Below are 17548 nucleotides of genomic sequence, written 5' to 3'. Positions count from 1 at the left end.
AAATACTTATTTTAAGGCCACAATCCACCAATATTTCCTGCTGAATCTATGCTATTAGTTGTCACGTTTCCGGCTTCGTCTATATGAACTAAGACTCTTTCATAACCTTCTGCTAAAATATCATCAGCTTTTTCCACACCAACTGCATTTTCTAAACGTCCACTACCCTCGATCCAATCATCACTCATTTGAGGCCCATCTGCTGGATTACCAAGCTTGGATGTGTTATACTTAGCTTCTGCAATCACATATTGAGGAGGAGGTGTAGCATTTTCATACACACCATCTATACCCTTTGCAATAGTTTGATCTAAACTTTCTACAGCATCATCACTTATTCTGGTAAGATTTGCAGGGTTACCATTTATATCTGTAACACTTTCTAAATGACGATCCATTTTCATCTCGCCATAATTACCTTTTCTTTTATTAGTACCGAGTGCTTCTATACCTTCTTCTACATCATCAATTACCCTTTGTTGATTTGCTGCCGCCTCAGAAAGTTCATCTCCAGCCCTAAGCGCATCATCAGCCACTTCTACCACCTCATCGGCAGCTCTAGCAGCTTTCCAGGCTCTAAATCCTTTTGCAATCGCGGCACCAGCTCCTAAGAACAGATAGCCTAGTGCTACATCTTTAAACAACGCCCACTCATCACCATCTTGCGAATAATCGTAGAGGGCTTTTGCTCCCATTGCCATACCTGCTACTTCTGCGACCAGTACTACACTGCTTATCACAACACCGGTAGTGGTGGTTGCTGCGGCTATGGCGCCTACTGCTGCTATGGCTGCTCCACCAGATACTACAATAAGGGCTACGGCTGCTACGACCAGTACGGCTGCTCCTACAACCTCCCAAAAGCTCCAGCCTTCTTCTTCACAGGCAGCCTGCGCATCTTCTAGCGAGTAATGTATTTCTATTTTACCCCCTACACCACAGGGCAGTATACTATCTTCTAATAAAGGATTAAAGTTACCGATAAATATCCCATCTTCAAAACCCTGCCAGGCTACTGGTGCCGGCGCACATGGATTACCATTCATTAAAGAACAGCTACCAAAAGGCATTACATTTACCATAGGTGCCATATCCCCGGTATTGGCAACAGGGTTCTCGAACAAAAAAGTCTTGTTGTTGTTAGTAATCTTAAATTCTGTGGGGGTGGTACCCTTATCACAGGCAAGATATACTCCTTCTGGCACATATTTTTTATTACTCATATTGATCGATTTGAGATATGGTCTGCTCACTTTCTGTCATATAAAATCCAGGGATTTTTACTTTTACCTGCTGCATGGCTTTATCCAACCAGTGGTGGGAATCAAATTCAAAACGTTCTTTGTAAGATACTTGTAGTTCTACTTTTAGGTTAATTTTATCTTTTAAGGCACGTATTAGTTTGTTTAACGTTTCTTTATCCAATCTATCCTCGTCTAATTCTCCAACACCTTCGATCACCATAGCATTAGTACGTTTATTATGTTCTACAATAGTATAGGTTATCAAAAGAGGTAAAGGTTGCGTTACCAAAAATTTTGATAAATCTTTTTGCATCACTTTTCCTTCTTTTTTGGGATAGGCACCGTATAATCCAGAAAATAAAAAGTGTAATGCTCCTTGATTAGTCACATCGGTATCAAAATTATCTTGTACTATATTATGGTCTATAGTTGCAATAGTTCTAAGCACTTGTTCTCTATCTTCTTTGGTGGTTTCTTTTTTCCATCGTTTTTTTAGATCACCCCACTTATCTAACACTTCATGCTTATTGGTTATTTTTATTACTTTGCCCGTTTGATCAGTAATAACCCCGATATCATTAATCAGAGAATTCATGTCTTTGGTAATCTTTAAAGTAGCATTCTCTTTACCATAGTTTTCTGAATGAGTCTTAACATGAAAGATATTACCATTTTTTAATGGATTTTGTCGCACATAGGTTTGTTCTAATATGGCTTCTGATGAGTTTTTCATCATCATTTTTTCTGTAGCTACAATAGATTTCGATTCGTGCTTATACAGTTTACCTTCTACGGCATAAGTTTCTAGCTCCAAAGTTTTATCCATTTTACCCTTTGTTTACATGTACTTCTCCTCCTGTTAATTTGCTAGTAGATTTACCATGCATAGCTAGTTCATTACCAGAAATAATATCTATTTTTTGATCTCCTACAACATTAGTTGTTGTTTTAGCCTTTACAGTAACTTCTGCTTCATGGCTACGCATATCTACATTTTGTTTACCACTTACTTTTACAGTAGCATCTGCACTATGCATACCTATATCTTGCTTGGCATCGATAGCAATAGTTGCTTCTTCGGACTTGATAGTAAGCGCATTTTTGGCTTTTATATCAATGGTATCAGCTGTAAGAGAAAGATTAGCAGGAGCAGTTATACTCATGCTTGAACCTTTTACATCCAGATGTATTTTGTTACCACTCTTGTCTGATATCGTAATAGTTTCTTCTCCATCGGCATCATTAAGCTCTATTAAATGTCCTCCTCTTGTTTTAATTGCTTTAACATCATTATTTTGGGATTGCCAGTTCTGCGCATTTTTACCTCCGTTATACAAAGCTCCCATTACATAAGGGCGTTCTGCATTACCTCCTTCAAAACCAACCAGTACCTCTTCTCCTATCTCAGGAATAAAATGAAAACCTTTCTCCCCTCCAGAATGTGGAGTGATCATACGAAGCCAGGGGGTCATCTCTCCATCTGGTCTTTGCCACGGAAATTGTACTTTTATTCGACTCAATCCATCAGGATCCGAATTTTCTGTTACAATAGCTACTTGAGATTCACTTTTGGGAAATGCCATCGTATTTGTATTTGGGTACACATCGATATCAGCTGTAACCCCTTCAAAACGATTTACATAATTACCATTTTCTGTGGCAGTATGCATCACTTTGGTAATTCGATAGCTTCCCTGAGCGCCAGACGCTTCCTTTATCTTTATTACTTGTCCAAGATAAACTCCCGGGTTATCACTAACTCCCTTAATAAGAACTTGTTTTAGTTCTTGTGTTTTCTTTTGCTGTTCTACATGTTTATCAAAACGTTGTTTTAACTCTGGATCATTATATGAATTAAGGTAAACACTAGTCTCCTTTGCATAAATCTCTTCACTTTTATTACTTGTAAAGCTATTATATCCATTTACACCAGAATTTACTCCCGTAGTCGTCTTCTCATGCAATCCATCAGTAAGATAATCATTGGTAAAGTACTTGAAGTTATTTGGAGTTGGGTTAAGTTCTAAAGTGAATTTTTTAAGATCATGGCCATATGTCAAAATTACTTCTTCGCTATCTTTTGGTTTCCCAAAGATCAGAGCCTTTCCATCATAATAGAACCACTCACTATATTGCGCAGCTAATCTACTTGCATATTGATAAGCACTATCATTATGCTGAACACTGTAGTGTATATTAGAAGTAATTGTTGGATTAAAACTAGTTTCTAATTTGGATTGATCATATCCTTGAAATGTTTTGTTTAATATTTCTGTCAACCCTACATCATTATGAGAAGCAAAATGAGGGCCATCATCTGCAATAATACTAGCACTTTGGGCTTTTATTTCTACAGTATCCTCTCCTCCATTATCAAAACCTTTGGTGTTATTTACTTTGGTCACTACTCCTTTAAACTCTAGTTCTCCATAACCCGAAAAACCCTGAGAAGAGGAAACTTGTAAAGTAATAATTTCTCCCAGAAAATTTTTACTCTCTGAGGCCATCTCCTGACCAAGTTTTTCTAGTACATCCATACGACATACCAACTCTAGTATATGATGTGAATCTAGATCTTGTCGGAGCATTAATCTTTTATAAGTAGGAATGAGAGCTCCTCCTATAAATATCTGAATATTGGATTGTAATGCCATAATTTTTTATTTTGTGTTCAGATTATTTTTATTCTATACCCATAGAAAACATACCATTTTTATAAGATAAAGTAATTATTCTACCCGTAGGTTTCATAAAACCACTTTTTTCATCTTCTATATATTCGGGGTATGTAAGAGACATACGTTCTGGATTATATATAATACTATCTTTATTTCCTCTGGTTTTTCTCAATACCAATATGTTTTTTCCATTAAAACAGGCATTGCAATCACTAAAGGTTTCTTTTTTAAACGATAAAGATCGTGCAGTATAGAACTCTTGTCCACCTCCATAAGTTCCATATCCCAAAACAAGATAATTATTCTTTTCTATAGTATAAATTTCGAAATAACCGACATTAACATCTGTTACTTCTGGGTTTTTATGAGTATTTACCAGATCACGAACATATACTTTATTGCCATCATTATATCTAAAAGCAGAGTTGTAATCTCTTCGATTCATCCCATTAGATTCGTTCCAACTAAAAATCATAAGTCGCTTATCCTCTGAAGATGCTATTTTTATTTTTTGTTCTAAATTATCAAACTTAAAATTTGAACTTTCTGTCTCTTCTAAGATTTGATATAATTTATGTTTGAATTCTTTAATAACTTTTCTGCTAATCGTAAAATCATCGTTATATAGACTATCCCTAAACTTCTCATATAAACCAACCAATTCTGCATCATAGTCTGATTTAGAGTTCTCTTTGGTTTGAGCATTACAGGACAAACTAAGTATCGATAGTAAACTATAAAAAATGAATTTTCTCATTGTGAAAATATATTATAGTGTTGTACATATCTCCAAGCTGCCACTCTTTCTAAAGCTTTTACATGTATTGCCGATCTAGAAGTAGCTTTATCCTTAAAGATATCAAATTCTCCTCTGGATTGCAATGCACGTCGAGCATCTCCTTCTGCCTGATAGTAGTAATAGGTCCAATATGCGATCTGATCTTCATCTGGGTTAGTATACCCATATTGTTTGTAATGTCTTACAAATAACTCCTGACGATGTTTGATCACAGCAGCAAAACCATATATTGCACTTTCTAAATCTTTAAAATTAGCACTAGGAACTTGTTCTACTCCATACCTCTCATTACGATCCTCCATCACAGCAGTATACTCATCTCCTTCATTATAACCAGTCGGAAGGTATTTCTTAAACCTTGGTAATTCTCTTGGAGAGCTAAAAAAATCAAGCCCTAAATGTTGAAATCCACTAATCGTATTATCTGTTACAAGCTTTCCTTTTTCATAATTAGTATCCAAATCTATATATAAATCCCCCAATCCTTCTCCCATAATTATAGTATGCAAATAAGATGGTATCATATCTACATGAAGTGCTACTTTTTCTATGATATCAACTAACGGGCGTTCTTTTTCTTCATCTGCATAACCGCCATATGCGTTCATATAAACACCATATTGCTTGCCTAGCTCCTTTTTTCTTTGAAGTTTAGATTTCTTTTTTTCTTGCTTTCCCATAGCTTGTTTTTAAGCTTTGAGGGGCCAGTTATTGGTAAATGTAGTTCCTCTCATCACCAATTCTTTTGCAGAAAGCACTAAAAACACTCGCAAAGGCTCAGAATCTACTGCATTAAAACGTTCTCTGTACTCTACACAATAGGCATCTCTAAATTCTGCTTTTTTAAGAGATGACACATTATCTCTTCTATAAAAAACGATTTCTCCTGATTTCATTGCAGATCCCGAAATTGCCCAATCAAAAAAATCGATTTTCAAGTTTGATTCAATCAAAAGGTGTATTTGTCCTCCTTTGGGTTTAGCACTGGGTCTTCCAGTTTCATCCATATTTTGTTTGATCCCAAAATCACACTCTAGTACATTAAATTCTTCTCCGTCAATATTCAATTTTGCTAAAAAAGACATAATAAATAAGTTTAATTTGATGAATTTATTAATGAAAATGCTGTATAAATCTCATAAAAAAATTAGATAACAAAGGGAGTGAAAAACACTCCCTTTGGAAATTTATACTAAAAATGTTGAGATATTAAAATTATACCCACTCATTCACATGCTCTCCATTACCAATCTTAAGTACCCTTGAAGAAATCGTAATCATTTCTGTCATAGGAGTTTTATCACCTGCATCAAAGTTTTCTTTATACTTTACTGCATATGCATCAATAAACTCTACTTCTTTTGATGTTGCATCTGTATCTCTTTTTAGAAAAACGATAGATCCGCTTCTCATTTCAAAGTTATTGAACATCCAATCAGAAAGACTTGTATCTCCTGTAGATTCTACTTTGATTTGAATCATACCTCCCCTGGCTACAGAAGATGGACGACCAGTTGGATCTACTTCTTGTAAAAGCTGATAACTACAATCTAATACGTTATACTCTTTACCTCCAACTTTAAATTTTGCTTTAAAAGACATAATAATAAAATTTTAAATTAATAATAATAAATGATTATAATAAATGTGACTTGCACATTATAAATGTACTCAAAAAATTAGAACTATCTGGTAAACAAAAAACATGAAATCGTTCAAAATCAACCTAAAGAAAGAAAAGTATTACATATTGGTAATTAAAACCCGTACTGCTTTTAATTTAACCCCATAAAAAAAGGATTTTAACCTAAAAATTAAAATCCTTTTTTTTGAAAAATTTAACTTTTTATTAAACTCTCTTGCAAATAATAACATCATTTTCTTTTATATTATTGGCTTCTACGGTTTTAGCGTAGTTGATAAACCTTTGAACACCAAACCAATTTGGTCTTGTATAGAAAATCCATCCTGCTGGGTTATTAGTTTCATCTACATAAATAATCTCCCCCCCAGGATGTCGCTCATTATAATCATTAATAAAAAAGTAAAATAATTTACCGAATTCCATTCGCTCAGGAGCCTTCAGCCTAAAATTACTAATCTCCTCAATTGCATTCCCTTTATTAAATTCAAATGATATTACAAGAGGGTTTACCAATTCTTCGTCTTTGGGATCCTTTATCTTTTTATCTACTGGGTAATACCATTTTTTATAAATCGGAACAGGCACAGATACTGCATATTCGTATAATTTTACTACCATAAAAGGAATCAAAAACGTGATAGCAGATACCAGAAAGATATATGTATATTCTGGTCTATAAATTCCAACCACAAACATGAATGAAATTAATCCTACGCATGTTACCGCGATAGTATATAGAAACTCTGACCAAAACATTGTTGGAGTTTCTGACAAATCAGGAAAAAATTTACGTAATGCCAAAATATGCAAAACACCAAGTAGCAAAAACACAACCTGAAAACTTATAAAATTATTAAGAGGTATGTTATTAAGTACATTCTCATTGCTTAACAAAGCTGTAGCTGCAAAAAGCAACAATGCAACCAATATGTATAAAAAGAATTTCTTCTTATTTTTAAAGAATAGCTTTTTCAACCCAGTTACAAACCCCATTAAAACAACGGTAATCACCAGCATTAATATACCTACCTTAAACATGCCTGCACTAAAACCTGCAATCAAAACCATATTCATCTATATCATTGTTGTTAAACCTAATCTTGGACTATCCGACTCATCTAAAACAAATGCACTTTCCTTTTCTGAATACGTAATCATTAGCTTAGTTTCTATTTCTATTGGAATAAAATAGTCACAAAAGGTACTAATAATTTTTATTGCCTCCCCATTTTGCAAAAATTTACTCATATTTTTTCTTGATACCTGATCAATTCTTATTTCAAAAACAGGGTATGAGACATGAGAATCATTTAACGCCAATACGAAATCTAACCCTAATTTATTATTACTATCCACCTCATTACTATGATAAGGTTCAAATGTTTTTTTTATACTGACTTTCTCTTCAAGAATTTTTTCTAGACTTAAAGCCGTAAGCTCAGGGTCACCCGATATCTTATATGCAAAAGGCAATAATTTTAATAATTTCATGCAATATTCTTCGGGAATTTCATCATCCAATCCCCAAAAATCAAGAAGAAAACTATTTTTAAGATTTACAAACTCATCTAATAAATTTCTTTCATTTTGTTCTACTCGTACTTTCTGAACAAAAAGCTCATTCTCTATAGGTGTGAAAAAAAACCTAGCATCTTTTTCTTCTTGTTTATGTTTTTGTCGTATCTCTTTGTATGAAGATTGACTCGTTTTTACTTGTTCATGAAAAATTCCTTCTGGGAGTAGATCATAAATCCCATTGCGAGCCAAATTAAACTGAAGTTTATCTTTTGTTCCTGAATACGTATCTAAAGTAAAATCGATAACATCTCTACGATATGACCTAGAAAATGTACTTTTATTTAAAATGTCGATATCACTCAATTTAATACCTGAAGATTCGAGAATTTCAGCCACAAAAACTTCCGCTTTCAAATTTTTGTAAGCTGATATCAACTCTTCATATATTTTTTGTATTTCGGTATCTTGCATATTTAAACCAACAGAATATCTGAAAAGCTTATTTTTACTTCTGACTTAATTCACCATTTGCGTTTTTTGGTTTTCTTCCTGCGGCTACAAACATTCGCTGCCAATAACTATCTGTAAAATTACTTATTTGAACTCCATTGATTCCTGAGCCACTTAATTTTGATGTAGAGTGCACAAAATGATTATTATCCAAATAGATACCTACATGAGTTATAGGATGATGCTGAGAGCCTCTTTCATTAAAAAACAAAAGATCTCCTTGTTTTAAAAACTCCTGCCCAATAAATTTATCTGTACTGGGAGCCATATATTGTTTTTCTGCTGTTCTCTCTATCAAATTATTATACACATCATGATAAAGAAATTGAGTAAAAAAAGAACAATCAATACCTTTTTTGGTTTCACCTCCCATCCTGTAGGGCGTTTCTATCCAACTATCTATAAAGGTATAAAGAGGTATATTTTTTATTTCTTTTGGAGACACTCCTATTACAGCAGCGTACTTTTTTTGAATAGGAGAAACCTCTTTTTCCTGCCCTTCTTTTTGTTTCATATAAGCAATTGGATCTGTACCTTTACATCCTATGACCCCAATAAAAGCTATTAATAAGACCATTAATATTTTACAAAATAGTTTCATACCCCATGATTATTTATACAAATATAAAAACTTCTATTCTTTTTTATAGATTATTAAGTTAGGTTATTAAAAAATATTAATAAAAAATAGATTCGTGTTTATCATTTAACTTACCTCTAGTATGTAAAAACTTTATTAAATTGCGATGATTTACAAAACTTCTTAGCCTTTACTCTATGATGAAATCGTATTATAGCTTACCCATACAAACTAAAAAAATTGTTAGTAACAAAGAGGCTAAACAATGTAACATTACACAATCAATTGTTAATTTCATACATCTGATAACAACTACTCATTTTGGAGAATGTGTTTTTGATGAGTCTTTTGGGTGCTCAATATGGAATGTAGATTTTGACAACTTAACAACAACCAACAAACTTAGAGATATCATAACAGAGTCTCTTTCAGAAAGTATCACCAGTAAAGAAAAAAGATTGAAAAACGTAAGTTTAAAGGTTACTATACAACAAGATGAGTTTAGAAATATTTCTAACTTAAACAGAGTAAAAAAACGTGTAGATATAAAAGTAAATGGAACTATTTGTTTAACCAATGAGCCTTTTTCTTGTTTAGAAAAATTTTATATCGCTCCTCTTTCATATTAATTATGGCTCAAGAAAATAAAACCCAGATTAAAAATAGGATGATAAAAAAGGCTGCTTCGCTTTGGGGGGTTCCTCCTAATGAGATAGAAACCTCTTTTGATCCTATTGTAACGCTTCTGATTGATGCCTGCGCTTCTGAGATTGCAAAAATCTCTGGAGAAATCAACAATTCACAAACAAGAGCAACTGAGCAACTTATACAATTAATGACTCCAGAAACCTTATATGGTGCTCGTCCTGCTCATGCTATTGCTTATGCCGAACCTATATCGCCAGAAAGCGTCATTACTCCAGAAAATTTATTCTATTATAATAAAAGAATAAAAAATACAGGTGCAGATCGTACCATAAAAAACATATTCTTTTCTCCGGTTCAGGAAAATAAATTAATAAATGCTAACATCACTCATATCCTTTGCGGAAAAGATGCATATGAAATTGAAGAAAAATCAAGATCCAACATAGTACTTACATATAAAGACAAAGTCTCTTTACCTTCTTCTACTCTGTATTTGGGTATCAAATCTGATCACGAAAATATTCATTTAAAAAACGCTTCTCTGTTTTTTGAAATATTAGATATACAAGACAGAGAGTTATTTTATCATTATCTACAACAAGCAAAATTTTATTACAACGGTACGTTGGTTGATGTAACTTCGGGATATATGAATAGTCATAATTCTGAACGCTTGGATTTAGAATCTATATTTTCTCATATTCCTAATAAAACGAGAAATATTGAAAATGATGTAAAAAAAAACTACGAAAAGCATTTTATAACAATTAACTCTGATATTTCATTACAGAGAACTATAAAAATTCCCAAAGAAATTACTAACTTTATACATTATGATGATACTGAAGATTTTCAGAATGTAAATTGGATTAAAATAGTTTTCCCCAAGGTAATCAGCAATACCATCTTAACAAACCTGTTTTGCTCATTTAATGCTTTTCCTGTATTAAATCGTAAATTAGAGAGTGTTTCTTATCAACTAAAAGATTATATAGATATTGCTCCTTTAAGTACAATGGATTTATTTCTGGATGTTAAAACCGTAAGTAATACTTCGGGACAGATATACAACCTAAGAGAAAATGATGCTGATAAAGATCTAAAAGGAACCTTTGTAATACGAAGAGACAATGTAAGTAAACTTGATTCTCGGAAAGCCAAAGAATATCTTTTACATCTTATAGATTTACTAAAAGATGAAAGTGCTGCTTTTTCTATTTATGGAAACGATTTTTTACAATCTAATGCCAATATGCTAAATCAAAATATAGCTACATTAGAAAAAAAAGTTTTAGATATGACAAAAACAGTAGCAGAAACAAATTATGTTTCTGTTAAACCTTTTAAGAAAAAAGATACACTTTTGATAGAATATTGGACAACAAATGGACAAGAAGCTAATCAAATAAAATCTGGAAGCTCTCTGAATATTTATAAAGGAAGTGAGCTAAAGCAAAAAAAAGGAAGGTTTCTTACTCCTAGTTTTCAAGGAAAAGATAACCTTACAATGGAAGAACGACTTTATGCATACCGTAAAGCGTTACTCTCTAGAAATAGGATTGTTACCAAAGAAGACATTAAAGCACTGTGTTATGAAATATGTAGTAATAAAATTGAAAAAGTGGTTATAAGAAAAATATTCAAAACCAGTATTGAAACTAACAAAGGATTGGTTCCATCTATTGAAATAATGCTTTATCCTAATCCTACCGTGCAAGTTTCTGATTTTGAATGGAACTCTATAACAATAGATATTTTATCTATATTAGAAAAACAATCACTAAATGTTTTTCCTTATTATATTACATTAATGAATTAATCAAAATTTTACACAAAAATGAAACTATCAAATACACAAGGAAATACTTATATGGATCGAAGTATTGTTTTGTTTTTCGTCATTACATTTTTTGTTACAGCCGCTGTTTTTGCATTTAAATATGTTAACTATGTTCCCTGTGAAATTATAGATTTTGATATCAATGCCAAAAACTATAGGGTTGGTGAGATTATTAGATTTAAAGATAAAACCAAAGGTGCATTCAAAAGAGAATGGGATTTCGGAGATAGCTCTAAAATACGTTCTGGTTTATCTCCTTTTCATACTTTTGAAAGCCCCGGACAATACAATATTAAGTTAAAAATTAATGGACAATGTGAAGGAATAAAAATGATTACCATAAAAGAGAAAGTTTTTATTCTAGATTCAACTAAACTGGCAAATTTTAAAGCCCCGGCTTCAATAAAAGTTGGTGAAGTATTACGACTTAAAGATAACACCAAAGGTGCTCATAAATGGGAATGGAGGTTTGGAGAAACAGCAAAAGTAAATTCTATCAAAAAAAACCCACAATATATTTATGAGTCTCCTGGTTTAAAAACTATTACGCTAATTGTAAATGATGATAATAGATATGCTACAAGAAAAAAAATAAAAGTTTTACCTAATAATAAAAAAGTTAATACTCCTAAAAAGAGAATTAAAAGGCCTAAAGAATCTTCCTCAACAATTAAATATGCACCAAAGGATGCTATAAAAAATGAACCAAAGACAGAATTTAGAGCTCCTGATATTAAGGATAGTAATTTTGCATCAAAAATAATGGCTGTTTCTAATAAAAAAGCAAGTGCAAAAGATTTCAGCAAGTACTTATGTGATAATTTGCAATTACAAATGACCGCAAGAGGAAAAAGAACAACGTTTATTGAATTTTGTGAAAAAATAAAAGGTAAACGAATCAAAATAAAAGAGCTTGAAATATTTAGAAATAAGAAAAATAATTGCATAGAATATATTACAATACAATATTCAAAAACTGGTTTATTTTAAAAAAATGAAAAAAGAAGATAATAATTACTATAGGGTTAACTGGGTTGATGGAATGAAAATCAATAAAAATCGTTTTATTGATATGGAAAATGCCCTTTTCCAATTTTCTAAGGTAATTAGTGCACGAGGATTAAACACTAATAATTATGGTTTGTTACCAGATTTAGGATCAGAAGAAGCTGTAAAGATGATTTTTTCTATGGATGGTCAGGAAACTATCAAAATACAACTTGTTAAGTGCAGAGCAATTACATCTGGTGGACATCTTATATATATTACTCCAGAAATATCATCATTTCTTGAAAACGAAGGGAGCCTTATTACTACAAATTTCCCTATTGGTGGTGTTGAAGAGGAATGCTATGTAGTTTTAAGTGTTAATCCATATGTAAGAATACCAATAGGCGACTCTGATCCTAAAGAAGAACCTCCTCGCCACCCTTATGTATTACCCGAATACAAACTTGGTATTGTAGAAAAAAGCGAAGTTAATGCTGAGGAATTTGGCGATTATCATATCACTATAGGTAAAATAATGTTTGAAGAAGGATCCACTCCTTATCTTGCAGAAGATTTTATACCGCCCTGCACATCTATTCTTAGCCATCAAGATCTTTTATACACCTACTCTGAGATTGGTACTTTTTTTAATGCAATAGAAAAGTACTCAATGAATATAATACAAAAAATCTATCAGAAAAAACAATCCAATGATCTTGCAAAAATGGTATTAACGCTTTGTCAAAACACTCTTCAATATTTAGGAGGTATATTACCAGAGTACCGTATTAATGACAAACAAGCACCTCCAATATCGATGATCTGTAAGCTTATTTCTATGGCAAGAGTCATTAAAAATAATCTGGATATCTATGCAGGTACAGGAAAAGAAGAGCTATTGAATTATTTATCAGATTGGTGCGACCTCAATCAAGGAGCTTTTGAAAATACTTTGATAGAAATGATCGAGTTACAATACACACATACAGATATCAATACATCATTAAATCATGTTTCAAACTATACAAAATTGATGTTATCTCTTTTCAAAAAATTAAACGAATTAGATTACATAGGTAAAAAAACAGATTCAAATATCTTTGTAAAAGAAGAAGTTCTTGCCAAACAAGATGTTAAAAACAGAAGAAGTTTTCTACTTGATTAAAAATAACAACTTATAAAAACATAAAATGAAACCAAAAAACAGTAAAGAAAGAAGAAATAGTATATTAAAATTTTCGTTGTTATTTATTTTTACCGTAACTCTAATTGTACTTGCTTTCTTTTTTGATTTTGACAGAGTTCCCTTAAAAGAAAATTCTGTACTAAGAGAACAATCCAAGGCTATAAAAACAGAAATGCAGTTTCAAGAGGAGTTTTCTAGTGAGATGTTTGCAATACGATCACTATTGGATTCTTTAGACACTCCAGGACAAAATATACAGTACATTAATGCACTTATAAACTCTAAAATTGTGGATTTGCAAAAATCTATTCCTGAAGAGGATTCAACATACAGATATAATATGTATAATAGTATTGTGAAGTCTTTTGTAGACTTGCAAGGACTAAAAACAAAACTAAAAGAGTTTGAAGATGTTGATGCTCAATTAGAAGAATACGAGGAAGAATTAGAACGGGTAAATCAAGAACTTGAGAAAGCAAACCGATATCTAGATGCGTTAAGACGATAACTAAAAAAAGCTTCAGAATAGCACGATTACTATTCTGAAGTTTTTTTGTATATCTTATAGAAAAATACTAGCTACTACTCAGCACCCAGCCAATCTTTACGTCTTTGTAATGCTTTTTCGTTAGGTTTAGAATATTCTGTAAGTATTACTTTAGGGTCTTCTCCTATTTTCACATAGGTAGATCGATCTTTTCCGTTTCTTTTAAATTTTAGAATTACTTTTTTACTGGATTTATTTTTGTTAACCACTTCATGATATTGTTCTAAATCAGAAAAAGATTTATTACCTATAGAAATGATAATATCTTCTTTCTCCAAACCTGCTTCATACGCTGGTGTACCTTGTTTGGTATATTCTGATATTCTTGCCAAACCATTTTTTGTGAATTCGATTTCTGCTCCTATATAAGGATCTTTTTCAGATTTAAGATAAATTGCAACAGAGCCCAATAATTTTTTAAAGTCTGGTACTTCACTACCATTAATATATCTAGAGAAAAATTTATCTGCAAATGATGTTCCTGCATATTCTCTTAAAGTAATAAATAGATTATCTGTTGTATAAGGGATTTCAGTTTTACCGTACTTTGTCCAAAATAACTTCATAAAATCATCCAGATTAAGATCATTTTTCTCATCTCTTAAGGCTAAATCCAGTGCCAGTCCTAACATATTACCATAAGAATAGTAAGAAACATAGGTGTTTTCTCTATGAACAGGATCTACAGTAGTAGCAGCATCTACAAAAGGGGCCTTACGGCTCATTTCTCTAGGGTTATAGTATTTCAGCGCTGGTGAATTCCAAACTTCATTATAAGTTTTGGTTAAACGTGTTATATATTCTTCCTGACTAATAATACCTGATCGACATAAGGATAAATTTGTATAATAACTTGTGACTCCTTCTGCAAACCACAATTCATCACAAAGATTAGCTTTATCAAAATCAAAAGGCTCTAAAGCCAAAGGACGTATGCGTTCTACATTCCATGCATGAAAAAACTCGTGAGCAAATGTGCTAATATTATCCTTCATGCCTCCATTTGCAATACTTTTAGGATTTGTTATAACAGTAGAATTTCGATGTTCCATCCCATCTCTGGATACCTGCGGCATAAAACAAGCTAAAAATGTATATTCGTTATTTTCAAAACTAGGGTAATCACCAAATACTTTCTTTTCTTCTTCTACAATCTTTTTGACCTGATCAAAAAAAACATTAGCTTCTTGATCGGTACCATTATGCTGTAAAGCCATTTTAATAAGATACTCTTTATTCCCAGAACCAACTTTATATTCTTTTACAACATGATTGCTTAACAAAGCTGGACTGTCCATAAAAAATTGCAAGTTAGGCGCAAGAAAACTATTACTTCCCTGAGGGCTTAATTGAGTTGCTATTTTCCAACCGAGATCTTCTCTAGTTACATATAAAACCTCAACAGGTCGTTCTTTTAAACTAGAAACATACATGAAAGTAGCTGGATTATTGATTAAAGCATGAGTTTCATCAATTTGAGAATATGTACCATCACCCCTATCTGCAAATAAAGTATAATACACATGTATAGTCCCATCATGTCCCGTAACATCCCATTGATGTAAATTAGGCCTGGTAACCGTTACATTTTTACCTTTGCTATCAGTAATTTTCACATTGTAAACATTTTTAGCAAATTCATGTAACGCGTATCTCCCTGGTGACGTTCTGCTCATCTTCAAAGAAATAGTACCACTCTGTAAACTTGTAAAGGTTGCAGTTACATTTGCTTCATGATGTTCTGCATTATCGAATGAAATCGAGTATTTGTTTCTTATTTGTGTAAACCCGGATTGTATTGTTAAAAACAAGAGGATGATTAGTGAAAAATATCTCATTTGTATATATTTATATTTGGTAAATTAAGTTGTAATATATTTTTATAGTCCTGGTGAAATGTTCAAAAATACAATTATCTGGTAACTATACAAACATAGATTTCATGAATAATCGTTGTCAACCATATCTATAGTAACATCAGTTATATTTTTTTCTATCAATCCAATATCACTCGATATCCTCTTAGTATTTTTTATATTCTAATGCCGAAATATTTCAGCTTTGTAAGACGCATTATAAAAAAATGTAGTGTCATTTATTTCTTCAAGCTTAATGCATCCTTTTTGCAATTTCTTGAACTTTATAAACCTCCTGTTCACATTGTCTATTTTTTTATTTTGAAGTGATTTAGACTTTTTTGATTCTGGCAAAAAATAGCTGTTTTTTTGATCAATTGAAGTGTTTTTTTTGTAGAACAATTATATCGTGGATTCACCATATTAAGAAATGAACCTTACCATCACAGATAAGGTTCATTATAATATTACTCAAGGTATTCTTTTAGATATTGATCAAATGACTTGTTCTCTAAAAAAATATCTTCTTGATACTTTATTTTTAATTTTTCCAGAACTCGAGTTAAATTAAATCCTAAAGAATAATAATATCCTCCTCCTAAGTTATACATCCACTCGTCTTGTTTTAAATTATAACCTTTAAATCGATTAGCAACATATTTTTTGTCTATTTCGGATAAGGTATGATTATTAGAACTCGTCGATAACGCTAATTTGGTACAGTATTCAATATACCTGGCGGTGCCTTCTGATTTAGACAAGCTAGCTTCTAATGCAGATATATCAATTCTGAATTCATCCTTAATCTTAGCATACCTTTGCTCTTTACTTTTTAAATATTCTGAAATGTAATTCTTAACACTATCATTATTATCTTCTTGTATTATCTTAAGAAGAAATTGATTTTCGTTTTTAACCGTTGTATTAAACCAACTTTCGTTTTTAAAGAAATAATTTAATGTATCTCTATCAAAATCTCTTTGGCTCGACATCTGTTTTTCTCGAAACTTTTTGAATTTTTTTTGATATTGATGAAATATTTCATGAATAACCATTGTCATCCATTCTTCTGTATCTTTAACATCGGTGATGAATTTTTCTGTTAATTCTACATCACTAAACATTCCTAATGTATTTTTATACTCTAATGCCGATGTGTTTTTATCTTCATAAGACACATTCATATAAAAATTTGTGGTGTCAATTATGGGAGTAAACCCTACAGATATATTAGAATCATCACAGTTATATGCTACTAGGTTTATTTTTTCTTTTAATGCTTCATTAGCATCTATTGCAAAAAGACCATCTTTTGTATAATATAACATAGGACCAAAAAGTAACTGCTTATCAAAATCTTTCCAATATTTTTTTGCCACATTACTTTTTGTATCTACCAGATAATTGATTCTTTCACAGATTAAATCAGAATCGTTTTTTTTACAACTCACTAGTCCTAACAAAACAATTGTAAATACTATAATCTTTTTCATATACAACTTGTTAC

17 protein-coding genes and 1 pseudogene are annotated in these 17548 nt (G+C 31.8%); 6 read left to right on the top strand and 12 right to left on the bottom strand.

Annotated elements, in window-relative coordinates; all coding sequences use genetic code 11:
• Positions 1-11: 11 nt before the first annotated feature.
• The 10 genes from DK441_RS21850 to DK441_RS21805 form a co-directional block, all read right to left on the bottom strand.
• The gene (locus DK441_RS21850) at positions 12-1223 is read right to left on the bottom strand and encodes a PAAR-like protein (RefSeq protein ID WP_109852726.1); all 1212 of its coding nucleotides are present in this window, start codon (positions 1221-1223) and stop codon (positions 12-14) included.
• Entirely contained in the window at positions 1216-2070 is an 855-nt protein-coding gene (locus DK441_RS21845) for a hypothetical protein (protein WP_109852724.1), read from the bottom strand. The genes DK441_RS21850 and DK441_RS21845 overlap by 8 nt, the downstream gene beginning before the upstream one ends.
• Position 2071: 1 nt before the next feature.
• Entirely contained in the window at positions 2072-3898 is a 1827-nt protein-coding gene (locus DK441_RS21840) for a type VI secretion system Vgr family protein (RefSeq protein ID WP_109852722.1), read from the bottom strand.
• A gap of 28 nt (positions 3899-3926) precedes the next feature.
• Complete coding sequence (locus tag DK441_RS21835) at positions 3927-4679, bottom strand: hypothetical protein (protein ID WP_109852720.1); 753 nt, start codon at positions 4677-4679, stop codon at positions 3927-3929.
• Positions 4676-5401 (bottom strand): hypothetical protein, encoded by a 726-nt coding sequence (locus DK441_RS21830; protein WP_109852718.1) that lies wholly within the window; start codon positions 5399-5401, stop codon positions 4676-4678. Before DK441_RS21830 ends, DK441_RS21835 begins: the two co-directional genes overlap by 4 nt.
• A gap of 9 nt (positions 5402-5410) precedes the next feature.
• Positions 5411-5806, bottom strand: a complete 396-nt coding sequence (gene tssD, locus DK441_RS21825; protein ID WP_109852715.1) for a type VI secretion system tube protein TssD — start codon at positions 5804-5806, stop codon at positions 5411-5413.
• Positions 5807-5936: 130 nt separating this feature from the next.
• Positions 5937-6323: a type VI secretion system tube protein TssD gene (gene tssD, locus DK441_RS21820; protein ID WP_109852713.1), complete on the bottom strand. Its 387-nt coding sequence runs from the start codon at positions 6321-6323 to the stop codon at positions 5937-5939.
• Between the two features lie 247 nt (positions 6324-6570).
• Entirely contained in the window at positions 6571-7440 is an 870-nt protein-coding gene (locus tag DK441_RS21815) for a TssN family type VI secretion system protein (RefSeq protein ID WP_235015803.1), read from the bottom strand.
• Positions 7441-8355: a hypothetical protein gene (locus tag DK441_RS21810; protein WP_109852711.1), complete on the bottom strand. Its 915-nt coding sequence runs from the start codon at positions 8353-8355 to the stop codon at positions 7441-7443.
• 34 nt (positions 8356-8389) lie between these two features.
• The gene (locus tag DK441_RS21805; protein ID WP_109852709.1) at positions 8390-8995 is read right to left on the bottom strand and encodes a C40 family peptidase; all 606 of its coding nucleotides are present in this window, start codon (positions 8993-8995) and stop codon (positions 8390-8392) included.
• 176 nt (positions 8996-9171) lie between these two features.
• Here DK441_RS21805 and DK441_RS21800 point away from each other — a divergent pair, with 176 nt between their 5' ends.
• Genes DK441_RS21800 through tssO form a run of 5 tightly spaced genes read left to right on the top strand, consistent with a single transcriptional unit; the run spans position 9172 to position 14146 of the window.
• On the top strand, positions 9172-9603 hold the full coding sequence (locus tag DK441_RS21800) for a GPW/gp25 family protein (protein WP_109852707.1): 432 nt from the start codon (positions 9172-9174) through the stop codon (positions 9601-9603).
• A gap of 2 nt (positions 9604-9605) precedes the next feature.
• On the top strand, positions 9606-11441 hold the full coding sequence (locus DK441_RS21795; RefSeq protein WP_109852705.1) for a type VI secretion system baseplate subunit TssF: 1836 nt from the start codon (positions 9606-9608) through the stop codon (positions 11439-11441).
• A gap of 18 nt (positions 11442-11459) precedes the next feature.
• The gene (locus DK441_RS21790) at positions 11460-12452 is read left to right on the top strand and encodes a PKD domain-containing protein (protein WP_109852703.1); all 993 of its coding nucleotides are present in this window, start codon (positions 11460-11462) and stop codon (positions 12450-12452) included.
• A 4-nt stretch (positions 12453-12456) separates the two neighbouring features.
• Positions 12457-13617, top strand: a complete 1161-nt coding sequence (locus tag DK441_RS21785; RefSeq protein ID WP_109852701.1) for a hypothetical protein — start codon at positions 12457-12459, stop codon at positions 13615-13617.
• 25 nt (positions 13618-13642) lie between these two features.
• Positions 13643-14146 (top strand): type VI secretion system TssO, encoded by a 504-nt coding sequence (gene tssO, locus DK441_RS21780; RefSeq protein ID WP_109852699.1) that lies wholly within the window; start codon positions 13643-13645, stop codon positions 14144-14146.
• Positions 14147-14220: 74 nt separating this feature from the next.
• Here the strand turns inward: tssO and DK441_RS21775 are convergent, their stop codons facing one another.
• The gene (locus DK441_RS21775; RefSeq protein WP_109852697.1) at positions 14221-16023 is read right to left on the bottom strand and encodes a M61 family metallopeptidase; all 1803 of its coding nucleotides are present in this window, start codon (positions 16021-16023) and stop codon (positions 14221-14223) included.
• A gap of 405 nt (positions 16024-16428) precedes the next feature.
• Here DK441_RS21775 and DK441_RS27170 point away from each other — a divergent pair.
• A pseudogene (locus DK441_RS27170) lies at positions 16429-16494 on the top strand (23S rRNA (pseudouridine(1915)-N(3))-methyltransferase RlmH); the annotation flags it as partial.
• A 14-nt stretch (positions 16495-16508) separates the two neighbouring features.
• Here the strand turns inward: DK441_RS27170 and DK441_RS21765 are convergent.
• Positions 16509-17534, bottom strand: coding sequence for a hypothetical protein (locus tag DK441_RS21765; protein WP_109852695.1), 1026 nt, complete (start codon positions 17532-17534; stop codon positions 16509-16511).
• Positions 17535-17548 lie beyond the last annotated feature (14 nt).

Source organism: Aquimarina sp. AU58, from assembly GCF_900312745.1.
Classification (GTDB): Bacteria; Bacteroidota; Bacteroidia; order Flavobacteriales; family Flavobacteriaceae; genus Aquimarina; species Aquimarina spinulae.
This window is presented reverse-complemented; position numbering and strand designations above follow the sequence as displayed.

Excerpts from the sequence above, each read along its gene's own strand:
- DK441_RS21850 (WP_109852726.1), bottom strand. The coding sequence starts at position 1,223 with ATGAGTAATAAAAAATATGTGCCAGAAGGAGTATATCTTGCCTGTGAT.
- DK441_RS21845 (WP_109852724.1), bottom strand. The coding sequence starts at position 2,070 with ATGGATAAAACTTTGGAGCTAGAAACTTATGCCGTAGAAGGTAAACTG.
- DK441_RS21840 (WP_109852722.1), bottom strand. The coding sequence starts at position 3,898 with ATGGCATTACAATCCAATATTCAGATATTTATAGGAGGAGCTCTCATT.
- DK441_RS21835 (WP_109852720.1), bottom strand. The coding sequence starts at position 4,679 with ATGAGAAAATTCATTTTTTATAGTTTACTATCGATACTTAGTTTGTCC.
- DK441_RS21830 (WP_109852718.1), bottom strand. The coding sequence starts at position 5,401 with ATGGGAAAGCAAGAAAAAAAGAAATCTAAACTTCAAAGAAAAAAGGAG.
- tssD (WP_109852715.1), bottom strand. The coding sequence starts at position 5,806 with ATGTCTTTTTTAGCAAAATTGAATATTGACGGAGAAGAATTTAATGTA.
- tssD (WP_109852713.1), bottom strand. The coding sequence starts at position 6,323 with ATGTCTTTTAAAGCAAAATTTAAAGTTGGAGGTAAAGAGTATAACGTA.
- DK441_RS21815 (WP_235015803.1), bottom strand. The coding sequence starts at position 7,440 with ATGAATATGGTTTTGATTGCAGGTTTTAGTGCAGGCATGTTTAAGGTA.
- DK441_RS21810 (WP_109852711.1), bottom strand. The coding sequence starts at position 8,355 with ATGCAAGATACCGAAATACAAAAAATATATGAAGAGTTGATATCAGCT.
- DK441_RS21805 (WP_109852709.1), bottom strand. The coding sequence starts at position 8,995 with ATGAAACTATTTTGTAAAATATTAATGGTCTTATTAATAGCTTTTATT.
- DK441_RS21800 (WP_109852707.1), top strand. The coding sequence starts at position 9,172 with ATGATGAAATCGTATTATAGCTTACCCATACAAACTAAAAAAATTGTT.
- DK441_RS21795 (WP_109852705.1), top strand. The coding sequence starts at position 9,606 with ATGGCTCAAGAAAATAAAACCCAGATTAAAAATAGGATGATAAAAAAG.
- DK441_RS21790 (WP_109852703.1), top strand. The coding sequence starts at position 11,460 with ATGAAACTATCAAATACACAAGGAAATACTTATATGGATCGAAGTATT.
- DK441_RS21785 (WP_109852701.1), top strand. The coding sequence starts at position 12,457 with ATGAAAAAAGAAGATAATAATTACTATAGGGTTAACTGGGTTGATGGA.
- tssO (WP_109852699.1), top strand. The coding sequence starts at position 13,643 with ATGAAACCAAAAAACAGTAAAGAAAGAAGAAATAGTATATTAAAATTT.
- DK441_RS21775 (WP_109852697.1), bottom strand. The coding sequence starts at position 16,023 with ATGAGATATTTTTCACTAATCATCCTCTTGTTTTTAACAATACAATCC.
- DK441_RS21765 (WP_109852695.1), bottom strand. The coding sequence starts at position 17,534 with ATGAAAAAGATTATAGTATTTACAATTGTTTTGTTAGGACTAGTGAGT.